Below are 12,492 nucleotides of genomic sequence, written 5' to 3'. Positions count from 1 at the left end.
GAGTATCAACCACTGTAGTACTGGTTCCTGGTACGGCAAGTCGGCATGGGCCGCATGCGGCGGTCTCTCCCGCAGGCGGGAGAGGGGAGAAAACCGCCAGTATTGGGCCGCGCGCTAGCGTGCCGACCATTCCCCCTGCCGCACCCCCAGCGCCGTGATCACGCCATAGGCCGTGATCCCCAGCGCCACGCCCAGGAAATGCCCGTCCAGGCCCATCCCGAACACATTGGCCAGCAGCCAGCCGCCGCCCACGGCCAGCGCGATCCGGCACAGCCCCGCGGCCGCCGGCCAGCGCATGCGGCCCGCGCCCATCGCGGCGAAGTACAGCGCCATCCCCAGCCCGAAGCCGCCGAACGCCGGCCCCACCCATGACAGGGCGCGCGCGGCGATGGCGATGACTTCGGCGTCATGGGTGAACAGGCTGGCAAAGCGCACCGGCGCCATGCCCACCGCGGCGCCTGCGCTGCCGGCGATGACCAGTGCCAGGAAGGCGCCCACCCACGCGGTGCGCCGCGCCGTGTGCCAGTCGCCCGCGCCCACGGCGCCGCCGACCAGCGCGGTCAGGGCCGAGCCCACGCCGAATGCGAGCGGGATCATCAGGAATTCCAGCCGCGCCGAGATGCCATAGGCCGCCACCGCCGCGGTGCCATGGTGGCGCAGTTGCGCGGTGACCAGGATGGTGGTGAGGTTGGCCACCGAGGCCAGCGCGCAAGCCACCAGCCCGACCGACAGGATGCGCGCGAACAGCGCCCACGACGGCCGCGCCCGCAGCACCGGCACGAAGCCCGCGCCGCCGCGCGCCACCACGAACGCCATGGCCAGCGCGGCGGCCCACGACACCGCCGCCAGCGCGGCGCCGATGCCGGCCAGGCCCATGCCGGCAGGCTCGGCCAGCAGCCACGCCAGCACCGGGAAGGCGATCCACATCAGCGCCAGCACGCGCGCGGCCAGCGCATGGCGGCCGCCGCCGCGCAGCACCGACGCGAGCGTGTTGGCCAGCCAGGCCGGGATGGCACCCGCGCCGAACAGCCAGATCGCATAGGTGGCGGCCGCTTCGGCCGCGGTGGCGCCGGCCACCGCGCCCAGCACGCCGCGCGGAAAGCCCGCAAGCACCACGGCAAAAGCCAGCCCGGCGGTCACAGCGATCAACAACGCGTGCACGACCAGCGAAGACGCTTCCTCACGCTTGTTGGCGCCGAGCGCGCGGGCGATGGCCGCGACCACGCCGCCGCCCATGGCCCCGGTCGACATCTGCTGCAGCAGCAGCGCAAACGGCAGCACCACGGCCCAGCCGGCCAGTGCCGCCGTGCCCTGGCGCGCGGCCAGCCAGGTTTCGATCAGCTGGGCCGTGGCCTGCAGCACGGCAATCAGCGCGGTCGGCCCGGCCAGCCTGCCGATGCGGCGGGCGAGCTCGGTGGCCGGTACCGCTTCGGCGGGCATGACGCCCGCGGGCAATGCGCGCGCGTCAGTCATGGCGGGTCTCCCCTTGCTCGCCAACGGTCTCGGCCTCGCCAAAGCGCCGCTGCAGGAAGCGGCCGGCGCCCGGGCCGGGCAGGACGCGCACATCGTCCAGCGTGATCGCGCTGCCGTCGGCGCGCGTCAGGGCGGGCTCGGTGATCTCCATGCCGGTGCAGCGGTCCTGCAGCAGCGTCAGCGGACCCTTTTCATCGGTCATCCAGCGGTCGGCCCAGGCCTTGAGCGCGACATAGGCCGGGAAGAAGTCTCGGCCCTTGTCGGTCAGCTGGTAGACGTGGCGGGCGCCGCCCTCGGGCGTGACGCGTGCCAGCAGCCCGTGCGCCACCAGCGTCTTCAGGCGCGCACTGAGGATGTTGGGAGCGATGCCGAGATTGCGCTCGAACTCGTCGAAGCGCGTGCTGCCGTAAAAGGCCTCGCGCAGCACAAGGATGGCCCAGCGTTCGCCCAGCACGGCCATCGAGCGGGCGACGGGGCAGGGCATCGAGGTGAAATCGGTAGGGGGCATGGTCTGCGCCGGTCTGGTTTTTTTACTTTCAAAATGCAAGTTTCCTGGAGAATAGCTTGCAAAGCGAAAGTACGCCGGATGGCATTCGACCCCACACGCCGAAAACGTTCGTTCACCGGCCAGCGGTGCCGGTTACGCCACTGCGTCGCGAAACACCTCGAGCTTGCCGAGTTCCTCGCGCAGGAACCCGATCAGCGCCCGCGTGGCCATCGACGGATGCAGGTTGGGCGTGGTGATGATGAAGAGCTTGTTGCCCAGCCCTTCGGGGCGCCAGTCCGGCAGCACCGGCACCAGCCCGCCGGTGCGCACTTCCTCCCAGCCGATATAGGCCGGCAACAGGCCGATGCCATGCCCCTCGCGCACGGCACGCGCCAGGAACAGGAAGTGTTCGGACTGCAGCGTGGGCGTCAGCGCCACGTCCACGCGCTGGCCCTCGCGGTAGAGCGACAGCGGGAATTGCCGCGGCGGGTAGGGCGGGCACAGGAAGTTGCAGCCGGTCAGGTCGGGCGGCACCCGCACCGGCGGGATGCGCTGCAGGTACTCCGGCGATGCGTACAGTTGCCAGCGGATATCGCAGATTTCACGCGCCACATGGTCCAGCGGCGGCGCCGAGGTGACCTTCAGCGCCACATCGATCTCGGCCGCGATCAGGTCGTTGACGCGGTTGGCAAAGAACACGCGCAGCGTGATGCCGGGGTGCTTCTGCGCGAACTGCAGCAGCAGCGGCGCGATATAGGCATCGCCCAGCCCGGTGGGCACGCTCACGCGCACATGGCCGCGCAGGGTCTGGCCCAGGCTGTCGATCTCGGCCTGCGCCGACGCCACTTCCTGCAGGATGCGCACGCCGTGCTGGTACAGCGCGTGGCCGGGCTCGGTCAGTTCCAGCCGGCGCGTGGTCCGGCGCAGCAGTTGGGCGCCGGCCTGGTGCTCGAGTTCGCGCAACTGGCGGCTGACCTGCGAGCGTGTCACGCCGCGGCGCCGTCCGGCTTCGGCCAGGTTGCCCGCATCGACGATGTCGACGAAGGCCTGGATCAGGTTCAGGTCCATCGGGGATTGCCTGCAGGATTGTCGCGTCTGGTGCAACATTGTGATTCCGATGCGCGTGATTGTCGATGCACGGCTACGCCGATACAGTGGTCGGCTGACAGAATGCATCGCATACAGGAGACAACGGATGGCCACGGACCTCTGGTTTGAAGACATGCACCGCAGCGGCGATGCACTGCTGGCGCGCGGCGCCCGGCTGGCCGGCGGGCTGCGCGCGCTGGGCGTGCAGGAGGGCGACGTGGTCGCGGTGCTGCTGCGCAACGACCCGGCGTATGCCGACGTGGTCCATGCCTGCCGCACCGCCGGCTGCTACTACTGCCCGATCAACTGGCACTTCACCGCCGACGAGGTGCGCTTCCTGCTGACCGACAGCGGCGCGAAGGTGCTGCTGGTGCAGGCCGACCTGCTGCCCGCCGTGCGCGAAGCCGTGCCGGCCGGCATCACCGTCCTGTCGGTGGGCGGCCCCGCCGACGGTGCGATCGAATATGAAAGCTGGCTGGCCCGGCAGCCCGCCTATGACGGCCCGCGCGTGGCGCCGCGCGGCCATATGGCCTACACCTCCGGCACCACCGGCCGGCCCAAGGGCGTGGTGCGCCGGGCGGTGCCGCTGGACCAGCTGGAGGCACAGCTGCCGCGCATTCGCTCCTTGATACGGCAGACCTACGGCATCGAGCCGGGCTGCCGCGCGCTGATGTCGGCGCCGCTGTACCACAGCGCGCCGGGCTCCTTTATCCAGAACGCCCTGCAGATGGCCGAGCGCCTGGTGCTCACGCCGCGCTTTGACGCCGAGCAGGTGCTGGCGCTGGTGGAGAAGCACCGCATCGACGTGCTCTACCTGGTGCCGATCATGTACGTGCGCCTGCTCAAGCTGGCGCCCGAGGTGCGCGCGAAGTACGACCTGTCTTCGATCCGCTTCGTTGCCTCGACCGGCTCGCCATGTTCGCCCGACGTGAAGCGCGCAATGCTGGAATGGCTGGGCCCGGTGATCCATGAAACCTACGCCTCCAGCGAAGCCGGCATGATCACCGTGGCCACCCCGGCCGACGCCGCCGCGCGCCCCGGCACCGCCGGCCGGCCGGTCGACGACGCGCAGCTGCGCATCCTTGACGAGAGCGGCCGCCAGTGCGCACCGGGCGAGATCGGCCTGGTCTACGTGCGCCAGCCGGCCTACCCCGACTTCAGCTACCGCAACAACGACGCCGCGCGCGCCGCCATCGACCGCGACGGGCTGGTGACGCTGGGCGACATGGGCTATGTCGATGCCGACGGCTACCTGTTCATCTGCGACCGCGCGTCCGACATGGTGATCTCCGGCGGCGTCAACATCTACCCGGCCGAGATCGAGCACGAGCTGGTGCGCTACCCTGGCGTGGCCGACTGTGTGGTGTTCGGCATTCCCGACGACGAATATGGCGAGCGCCTGCTGGCCATGGTGCAGCCGATGCCGGGCGTGGAGATCCGCGAGGCCGAGGTGATCGACTGGCTGCGCCAGCGGCTGTCGGGCTTCAAGGTGCCGCGCAGCATCGTGATCGAGGCGCAGCTGCCGCGCGATGAAACCGGCAAGCTCGCCAAGCGCCGGCTGCGCGACCGCTACTGGGAAGGCCGCCAGCGCCGCGTCTGAACGCCTGCCCGGCCTGGATGGATCACGACCGATAACAACAGGAGGAGACGCGATGCAGAACAAACCGACCGGACGGCGCGCCTGGCTCGCCGCGATGGCAGCCGGCGCAGGGTGCGCGCTGGCCTTGTGGGGCGGCGCCGCGCAGGCCGCCTATCCCGACCACCCGATCAAGCTGGTGGTGCCCTATACGCCCGGCGGCTCGACCGACCAGTTCGCCCGCGGGCTGGCCGACGGCATGTCGCGCCAGCTTGGCCAGACCGTGGTGGTGGAAAACCGCCCCGGCGCGGCCACCATGATCGGCACCGCCAGCGTGGCACGCGCGCCGGCGGACGGCTACACCATGGTGCTGGCCACCAACGGCAGCATGGTGCTCAACCCGATGCTGTACAAGAAGATCAACTACGATCCACCCAAGGATTTCAAGATCTTCAGCATTGGCGTCGAGGCACCGCTGGTGGTGGTGACCAACAGGGTGCCGGCCAGCAATATCCGGGAGTTCGCGGCGTACGCCAAGGCCGAGGGCGGCAAGCTCAACTATGCCTCCGTGGGCCTGGGCAACGCGCTGCAGCTGGCCACGGAAATGCTCAAGACCGAACTGGGCATCGGCATCACCCACGTGCCATACAACGGCAGCGCCCCGGCGCTGTCGGCGCTGCTGGCCAATGACGTGCAGCTGATGGTGGATGTGGTCAGCACTTCGCTGCCGCATATCAAGGCGGGCAAGCTCAAGGCCCTGGCCGTCACCGGGCGCAGCCGGCTGGAAGTGCTGCCCAACGTGCCGACCGTGGCCGAGAGCGGCTATCCCAACTTCCAGGCCGCCACCTGGTTCGGCCTGGCCGTGCCCGCGCAAACGCCGCCTGATGCCGTGGCCAGGCTGCAGGCGGCCGCTGCCCACGTGCTGAAGGATGCGCAGTTCCGCTCCACCTTCAGCGCGCTGGGACTGGTCGTGCAGGAGCCGCGCACGCAGGCCGAGATCGACCGCTATATCGAGGCTGACCGGGCGCATTGGGGCAAGGTGATCAAGGCCAATCACATCTCGCTGGATTGAGAGCGATGGCGATGGGCGTATAGTTCGAAGTCATCCCGGCGGACGCTGCGCCACGCGTCGCGCCGGATGCCTACGCCACGCCCAGTCATGACCGATCGCGATCCCAACGATCCCAAGCCTCCCGTTTCTTCTTCCGCCGCTCCGGGCGCCAGCCCGGACCCCCAGGCGCAGCCCGATGCCGGCGCGCCGCCTCCCGATCCTCGCCTGCTGAACCAGCTCAGCCGCCATGCGCGCCTGGCCGCGTGGCGCAAGTCGCGCCAGGCCGGGCGCATCTCGCGCACCACCATGCGCTATGCGGTGTTCATGTTCGGCGCGGGCTGCGTCGGGCTGTTCTCATTGGTGTTCGCCTGGATCGCCGAAGTGGCGCTGCGCTGGAACCATCACCTGACCCAGGCCACGCCGTGGCTGGCCTTTGTGATGCTGCCGTTCGGGCTGGCCGCGCTGCGCTGGCTGACGATCCGGCTCGCGCCGCAGGCGCGCGGCAGCGGCATCCCGCAGGTGATCGCGGCGGTCACGCTGCCGCCGTCGGGCCCGGCGCAGACCGTGCTGGTGTCGTTCCGCCAGTCGATGTGGAAGGTGGTGCTGACCGCCGCGGCGCTGCTGGCCGGTGCCTCGGTCGGGCGCGAGGGGCCGTCGGTGCAGGTGGGCGCGGCGGCCATGCTGGCCTGGGGCCGCTGGTGCCACGAGAAGCTGCGTTTTCGCATCGGCTTCCACCCCAATGCGCTGATTGCCGCGGGCGCTGCCGGCGGGCTGGCGGCGGCGTTCAACACGCCGCTGGCCGGGGTGGTGTTCGCCATTGAAGAACTGGGCCGGGGCACCGCGGTGCGCTGGGACCGGCTGGTGCTGTCGGGGGTGCTGACCGCCGGTTTCCTGTCGCTGGCGGTGCTGGGCAACAACCCGTACTTCGTGGTCAAGGTGCCGATGCTGGCGCTGCATGACGCCTGGGGCCCGGTGCTGCTGTGCGCGGTCGTCACCGGCGTGCTGGGCGGCCTCTTCGCCAAGGCGCTCAAGGGCGGCGTGCCGGCGCTGCTGCCCGCGCGATGGCGCGGCTGGCCGGTGCGGCATCCGGTGTGGGTGGCGTTCGGCTGCGGTCTGGTGGTGGCCATCATCGGCTGGGCCACCGCTGGCGCAACCTTCGGCACCGGCTATGAGCCGGCCGCGGCGCTGATCAACGGCGAATCGCATGCCACGCTGTGGTTCGGCATCGCCAAGCTGGTGGCGACGGTGGTCTCATATTTTGCCGGCATCCCGGGCGGCATCTTCACGCCGGCGCTGGCGATCGGCGCGGGCATCGGCGAAAACGTCGCGCACTTCGTCACCGGCATGGCCGAGCCGCGCGTGCTGGCGCTGGTGTCGATGGCGGCGTTCCTGGCCGCGGCCACGCAGGCGCCGATCACCGCCAGCGTGATCGTGATGGAGATGACGCGCACGCAGGACCTGACGGTCTTCCTGCTGGCCGCGTCGCTGCTGGCATCGTTCATCTCTCGGCAGTTCTCGCCGCACCCGTTCTACCACCAGGTCGGCCACGCGTTCCGGCGCGAGGCGCTGGCGCTGGTACGCAAGGCACCGGCTGGCTGACCAGGGCGAGGGCCGCAAGTGCCTGCGGCGCCGGGGCCATGGGGTAAGCTACCGCTCGCCCCATGCCGGCACGGCTGGTAGTGATCTTTCCGTCACGATCACGCGCTGCGCAGGAACAACCCGGCCGGGGCAGGCTCCAACCCGGAGCCTTTCACCAGGAGTCCGATTTGAAATTCCCCGTTGCCGGGCTGGCGCTTGCCGGCCTGCTGGGCGCCGCCGGCGCCATTGCTGCCCCTGCCTCCGCCCCTGCCGCCAGTCCGGCGGCCCCCGCACCGGCCAAGGCCCAGGCAGAAAACAGCGCGCTGTCGCCGTTGCTGGCCATGCTGCAAATCGGCAGCCCGCTGCCGGCCCTGCCTGACTGCGCCGACAAGCGCACGCCCGATGGCCGCGACGTCACCGGATTCTGTGTCGAACTGAAGGGCGATGGCCTGATGCGCCAGGTGGGTGTGCCGCGTGCCCAGCGGCCGGCTTTCATGGATGGCCCCTTTGTGCTGGCCTTTGTCGACCGCAATGCGCTGGTCGGCCTGGTGGTGCCGACCGCCGGCGCCAACTCGCAGCAGGCCGCGGCCGACAGCGTCAGCGCGCTGTACGGCAAGCCGTTCCGGCAGGAGCAGGTCGACATGCCCGACAAGGCTGGCAAGAGCGTCAAGACGCTGCACGCAGGCTGGATGCACAAGCCGCTGACGGTGGAGCTGTACGCGATGCCCGAAGACCCCAACACCGGCACCATCGAAATGCTGCTGCCGCAGGCGCGCACGCTGATGGCGGACAAGGATGCCGAGGTGGACAAGCAGCTCAACCCGGCATCGGCGCCCGCAGCCAGGGGCAGCAAGGCGGCAGCCGCCAAGCCAGCGCCGAAGCCCGCGACCAAGCCGGAGAAGCCCGGCAGCTGGTAACCCGCAGGCGGCTCAGCCGCCTGCTTTCGCCGCTCGCGGCTTCAGAGTCCTTCCATCACCTTGTCCAGCCCCCGCACCACGCCGCGCACGGTGTGGACCTTGCGGATCGCCAGCAGCGCGCCGGCGACATAGGGCTTGGAGCCGTCGCCGGCTTCGTGCTTCAGGTGCAGGCGCTGGCCGTCGGCGCCGAAGATCACCTCCACGCCAAGCTGGTAGCCCGGCAGCCGCACCGCATGCACCTGCGTGCCGGACATGGTGGCGCCGCGGGTTTCCTTCGGGCCGTTGACCTGGTCGACCGGCACCGCCTGCGCGGCGGCCTTGACCTGGCCAAGCCGGAAGGCCAGCTCGCGCACCGTGCCGGAGGGCACGTCGATCTTGCCGGCCTTGGCGTAGTCGATGATCTCCCAATGCTCCAGGTGGCGCGCGGCCATCTCGGCAAACTTCTGCAGCAGCACTACCGTGATGGCGAAATTGCCGCAGGCGAGCACGCCGCGGTCGGCCTTGCGCGCGGCCGCGTCGATCTCGGCATAGTCCTCGTCGGTCAGCCCCGAGGTGCCCACCACCACGTGCGCGCCGTGTGCCAGCGCCTGCAGGATGTTGTGTTTGGCGATGCCCGGCTTGGTGTATTCGACATAGACGTCGTAGGGCGTTGCCCCCAGCGCCTCGATGCTGGCGGCCGCCACGCCCGGGGTGTCGGCATGGCCGGTCAGCTGCGCCAGCGTCTGACCGGCGGCGCCGCGCGACAGGCCGGCCACCAGGGTCATGTCGGCCGCGTGGGCCACGCCGCGGGCCAGTTCGCCGCCGGCCCAGCCGGTCACGCCGCCCACGGCGACACGGATCGGATTGCTCATGTTCTGTTTCTCCGCAAAGGCTGATGGGTCTGGCAGCATACCGCGTCAGCCGGCGGCACGCCGGCGGTCGAGCTTGCGCGCCAGCACGATCGAGGTGGTGGTGTGGTTGACGCCGTCGAGCATGCCGATCTCGTCGAGCAGCCGGTCCAGCCGGTCATGCGTGTCGCAGCGGATCGCCACCAGGTAGTCGACCGGCCCGCTGACGGAATTGACCTCCTCGATCTCGGGCAGCCGCTGCAGCGCGCGCAGGATGGCGGGCGCGGCCTTGGGCTGCACCGACAAGCCGCAGTAGGCGAGGATGACGTTGCCTTCCATGCGCTGTCCCAGCCGCACGCCGTAGCCGGCAATCACCCCGGTGCGCTCCAGCCGCGCGATCCGCGCCACCACCGTGGTGCGGGCGATGCCCAGGTGCCGGGCGAGGTTGGCGGCGCTTTCGCGGGCATTGGCCTGCAGCAGCGACAGCAGGTGCCGGTCGGTGGTGTCGAGTTCGGTCATTACGTCGGCAGGCTTCGTCGTTTCGTTCGATTATGGCGGGTTTTCGTCGTTCTTGCGCCTTCATTGTGTCGCGCCGGCTATCCATACTCCAGTCAACGGGACAATCTTTTCTTGTGGACGGAGACACCATGCAAGCCTCGAACCTGGGCCGGCAGGCCCCGAGCGACCTGCCCAAGGCACCCCGCCCGCTGCACGTGACGGTACTGGGCGCGGGCAAGATCGGCCGCACCATGGCGGCGATGCTGCATGACAGCGGCGACTACCGCGTCAGCCTGGTCGACCACGACGCCCGCCGTCTCGACGGCCTGCCGCGCGGCGTGGTGGCGCGCGCCGGCGACCCCACCGAGCCCGGCACCTGCGCCGCGCTGCTGGCCGGTGCCGATGCCGTGCTCAACGCGCTGCCGTTCCATGCCGCCATCAGCGTGGCCTCGGTGGCGGCGCGCCTGGGCGTGCATTACTTCGACCTGACCGAGGACGTGGCCGCGACCCAGGCCATCCGCCAGCTGGCGCAGGGGGCGCGCTCGGTGCTGATGCCCCAGTGCGGGCTGGCGCCCGGCTTTATCGGCGTGGTCGGGCATGACCTGGCGCAGCGTTTCCTGCGCGGCGGCGGCGAGCTGCTGGACCTGCAGATGCGGGTCGGGGCGCTGCCGCGCTACCCCAGCAATGCGCTCAAGTACAACCTGACCTGGAGCACCGAGGGACTGATCAACGAGTACTGCAACCCGTGCGAGGCCATCGTCGACGGCCGGCGCGTGGCACTGACCGCGCTGGAGGGGCTGGAGAGCTTTGCGCTGGACGGCATCGAGTACGAAGCCTTTAATACATCTGGCGGACTTGGCACGTTGCCCGAGACGCTGGCCGGGCGCGCGCGCCATGTCGACTACAAGTCGATCCGCTATCCCGGCCACTGCGCGCTGATGAAGCTGCTGCTCAACGACCTGCGCCTGCGCGAACGCCGCGACTGGCTGCGCGATATCTTCGACCGCGCCATTCCGGTGACCGAGCAGGACGTGGTGATCGTGTTCGCCACCGCCACCGGCTACCCGGCCGGGGGCGAACGCGGGCGCGGGCCGCTGACGCAGGCTTCGTTCTCGTTGCGCATCGGCGGGGTGGACGGCAAAGGGGGCCATGTCAACGCGATCCAGCTGACCACCGCCGCGGGCATCTGCACCGCGCTGGACATGGTGGCCACCGGCGCGCTGCCGCAAGCCGGCTTCGTGCGGCAGGAGTCGATGCCGCTGGATGCCTTCCTTGCCAACCGCTTCGGCCGCCACTACACGCAGCATCCGCTCCAGGAGAGCCTCGTATGAAAGCGCAAGAGTTCGCCGCCTGCTGGGATTCGCTGGGCCTGCCGCGGCCGTGGCGCGAGGGCACGCCCGCCGGTACCGTGACGGTCCGCTCGCCGGTCGACGGCGAGGCCATCGGCCATGTCCCGGCCTGCACGCCGGCGCAAGCCGACGCATGGATCGCCCGTGCCCACGCGGCCCAGAGCACCTGGGCGCTGCTGCCAGCGCCCGCGCGCGGCGAGATCGTGCGGCGCTTCGGCGAGGTGCTGCGCGAACACAAGCCGGCGCTGGGGCGGCTGGTGTCGCTGGAGTCCGGCAAGATCCTGCAGGAAGGCCTGGGCGAGGTGCAGGAGATGATCGACATCTGCGACTTCGCGGTCGGGCTGTCGCGCCAGTTGCACGGGCTGACCATTGCTTCCGAGCGCCCGCAGCACGCCATGCGCGAGACCTGGCACCCGTACGGGCTGTGCGGCGTGATCTCGGCCTTCAACTTCCCGGTGGCGGTGTGGGCGTGGAATGCGGCGCTGGCGCTGGTGTGCGGCAACGGCGTGATCTGGAAACCGTCGGAAAAGGTCAGCCTGTGCGCGCTGGCCGCGCATGGCCTGCTGGAGCGGGTGCTGGCCGCGGCAGCGCCGCAGCATACCGGCATCTGCGCGGTGCTGCCGGGCGGGCGCATGCTGGGCGGGCACCTGGTGTCGCATCCGGCCGTGCGGCTGGTCAGCGCCACCGGCTCGACCCGCATGGGCCGCGAGGTCGGCATTGCCTGCGCCGGGCACTTCAAGCGCAGCATCCTGGAGCTGGGCGGCAACAATGCCGCCATCGTCGCACCCTCGGCCGATATCGAACTGGCGGTGCGGGCCATCACCTTTGCCGCGGCCGGCACCGCGGGCCAGCGCTGCACCACGCTGCGCCGCTGCCTTATCCACGCCGACCTGATGGACACCATGGCGAGCCGGCTGATCACCGTGTTCGACCGCCTGCCCGTGGGCGATCCGCTTGCGGACGGCACGATGATCGGCCCGCTGATCGACACCGCCGCCGGCGATGCCATGGCCAACGCGCTGGCCGCCTGCCGCGCGCAGGGCAATATCGTCACCGGCGGCGAACGGCTGCTGGCCGACCGCTATCCGCATGCGTACTACGTGCGGCCCGCGCTGGTGATGACCGACGCGCAGCACGACACCATGCTGACCGAGACCTTCGCGCCGATCCTTTACCTGATGCCATACACCACGCTGGACGAGGCCATCGCCCTGAATAATGCCGCAGCGCATGGGCTATCGTCGTGCATCTTCACGGAATCGATGCGCGAGGCCGAGCGCTTCCTGTCCTCGGCGGGCAGCGACTGCGGCATCGCCAACGTCAATATCGGCACCAGCGGCGCGGAAATCGGCGGCGCCTTCGGCGGGGAGAAGGCGACAGGCGGGGGGCGCGAGTCGGGATCGGATGCGTGGAAGGGCTATATGCGGCGCGCCACCAATACCATCAACTACGGCGATTCGCTGCCGCTTGCGCAGGGGATACGGTTCGAGATCTGACGCTATCCCCGGGGTGCGACGGGACGTGTGACAGGGCGCGTAGGGAACGGTAACAAGCCTTACACGGCTTTGACGCCGTATTACGCTTTGTGCACGTATAACGTCAGCAGGGCAGGCACATGCCCGTTCGGATCCCAAGGACAAATCATGA

Annotated in this window: 11 protein-coding genes; 6 read left to right on the top strand and 5 right to left on the bottom strand. The window is 70.0% G+C overall.

The genetic code is table 11. From position 1 onward, the window contains the following. Positions 1-114: 114 nt before the first annotated feature. From ACREYQ_RS15460 to ACREYQ_RS15450, 3 genes are all read right to left on the bottom strand, one after another. Complete coding sequence (locus ACREYQ_RS15460) at positions 115-1,473, bottom strand: MATE family efflux transporter (RefSeq protein ID WP_432258436.1); 1,359 nt, start codon at positions 1,471-1,473, stop codon at positions 115-117. Then, on the bottom strand, positions 1,466-1,981 hold the full coding sequence (locus ACREYQ_RS15455; protein WP_432258435.1) for a winged helix-turn-helix transcriptional regulator: 516 nt from the start codon (positions 1,979-1,981) through the stop codon (positions 1,466-1,468). The genes ACREYQ_RS15460 and ACREYQ_RS15455 overlap by 8 nt, the downstream gene beginning before the upstream one ends. Positions 1,982-2,113: 132 nt before the next feature. After that, positions 2,114-3,028, bottom strand: a complete 915-nt coding sequence (locus ACREYQ_RS15450) for a LysR family transcriptional regulator (RefSeq protein ID WP_432258434.1) — start codon at positions 3,026-3,028, stop codon at positions 2,114-2,116. A gap of 127 nt (positions 3,029-3,155) precedes the next feature. Here ACREYQ_RS15450 and ACREYQ_RS15445 point away from each other — a divergent pair, with 127 nt between their 5' ends. The 4 genes from ACREYQ_RS15445 (at position 3,156) to ACREYQ_RS15430 (ending at position 8,171) form a co-directional block, all read left to right on the top strand. Beyond that, complete coding sequence (locus ACREYQ_RS15445) at positions 3,156-4,649, top strand: acyl-CoA synthetase (RefSeq protein ID WP_432258433.1); 1,494 nt, start codon at positions 3,156-3,158, stop codon at positions 4,647-4,649. 52 nt (positions 4,650-4,701) lie between these two features. Beyond that, complete coding sequence (locus ACREYQ_RS15440) at positions 4,702-5,697, top strand: Bug family tripartite tricarboxylate transporter substrate binding protein (protein WP_432258432.1); 996 nt, start codon at positions 4,702-4,704, stop codon at positions 5,695-5,697. An 87-nt stretch (positions 5,698-5,784) separates the two neighbouring features. Then, positions 5,785-7,275, top strand: coding sequence for a chloride channel protein (locus ACREYQ_RS15435; protein ID WP_432258431.1), 1,491 nt, complete (start codon positions 5,785-5,787; stop codon positions 7,273-7,275). 167 nt (positions 7,276-7,442) lie between these two features. Further along, a complete protein-coding gene (locus ACREYQ_RS15430; protein WP_432258430.1) occupies positions 7,443-8,171 on the top strand; it encodes a hypothetical protein in 729 nt (242 codons plus the stop codon). A 41-nt stretch (positions 8,172-8,212) separates the two neighbouring features. On the opposite strand, the gene dapB is transcribed toward ACREYQ_RS15430, so the two are convergent. After that, entirely contained in the window at positions 8,213-9,022 is an 810-nt protein-coding gene (dapB, locus tag ACREYQ_RS15425) for a 4-hydroxy-tetrahydrodipicolinate reductase (RefSeq protein WP_432258429.1), read from the bottom strand. Positions 9,023-9,067: 45 nt separating this feature from the next. Continuing rightward, positions 9,068-9,517, bottom strand: coding sequence for an Lrp/AsnC family transcriptional regulator (locus ACREYQ_RS15420; protein ID WP_432258428.1), 450 nt, complete (start codon positions 9,515-9,517; stop codon positions 9,068-9,070). 128 nt (positions 9,518-9,645) lie between these two features. On the opposite strand from ACREYQ_RS15420, the gene ACREYQ_RS15415 reads away from it, so the two are divergent. Beyond that, on the top strand, positions 9,646-10,827 hold the full coding sequence (locus ACREYQ_RS15415) for a saccharopine dehydrogenase C-terminal domain-containing protein (RefSeq protein ID WP_432258427.1): 1,182 nt from the start codon (positions 9,646-9,648) through the stop codon (positions 10,825-10,827). After that, a complete protein-coding gene (gene amaB / locus ACREYQ_RS15410; RefSeq protein WP_432258426.1) occupies positions 10,824-12,341 on the top strand; it encodes an L-piperidine-6-carboxylate dehydrogenase in 1,518 nt (505 codons plus the stop codon). The genes ACREYQ_RS15415 and amaB overlap by 4 nt, the downstream gene beginning before the upstream one ends. Positions 12,342-12,492 lie beyond the last annotated feature (151 nt).

Origin of the sequence: Cupriavidus sp. TMH.W2 (assembly GCF_050847365.1) — a bacterium.
GTDB lineage: Bacteria > Pseudomonadota > Gammaproteobacteria > Burkholderiales > Burkholderiaceae > Cupriavidus.
Note: the sequence above shows the minus strand (reverse complement) of the source record. Positions and strands in the feature narration are given on the sequence as shown.

What these genes read in the sequence shown, in the direction of transcription:
- ACREYQ_RS15460 (WP_432258436.1), bottom strand. Translation starts at nt 1,473, where the DNA reads ATGACTGACGCGCGCGCATTGCCCGCGGGCGTCATGCCCGCCGAAGCG.
- ACREYQ_RS15455 (WP_432258435.1), bottom strand. Translation starts at nt 1,981, where the DNA reads ATGCCCCCTACCGATTTCACCTCGATGCCCTGCCCCGTCGCCCGCTCG.
- ACREYQ_RS15450 (WP_432258434.1), bottom strand. Translation starts at nt 3,028, where the DNA reads ATGGACCTGAACCTGATCCAGGCCTTCGTCGACATCGTCGATGCGGGC.
- ACREYQ_RS15445 (WP_432258433.1), top strand. Translation starts at nt 3,156, where the DNA reads ATGGCCACGGACCTCTGGTTTGAAGACATGCACCGCAGCGGCGATGCA.
- ACREYQ_RS15440 (WP_432258432.1), top strand. Translation starts at nt 4,702, where the DNA reads ATGCAGAACAAACCGACCGGACGGCGCGCCTGGCTCGCCGCGATGGCA.
- ACREYQ_RS15435 (WP_432258431.1), top strand. Translation starts at nt 5,785, where the DNA reads ATGACCGATCGCGATCCCAACGATCCCAAGCCTCCCGTTTCTTCTTCC.
- dapB (WP_432258429.1), bottom strand. Translation starts at nt 9,022, where the DNA reads ATGAGCAATCCGATCCGTGTCGCCGTGGGCGGCGTGACCGGCTGGGCC.
- ACREYQ_RS15420 (WP_432258428.1), bottom strand. Translation starts at nt 9,517, where the DNA reads ATGACCGAACTCGACACCACCGACCGGCACCTGCTGTCGCTGCTGCAG.
- ACREYQ_RS15415 (WP_432258427.1), top strand. Translation starts at nt 9,646, where the DNA reads ATGCAAGCCTCGAACCTGGGCCGGCAGGCCCCGAGCGACCTGCCCAAG.
- amaB (WP_432258426.1), top strand. Translation starts at nt 10,824, where the DNA reads ATGAAAGCGCAAGAGTTCGCCGCCTGCTGGGATTCGCTGGGCCTGCCG.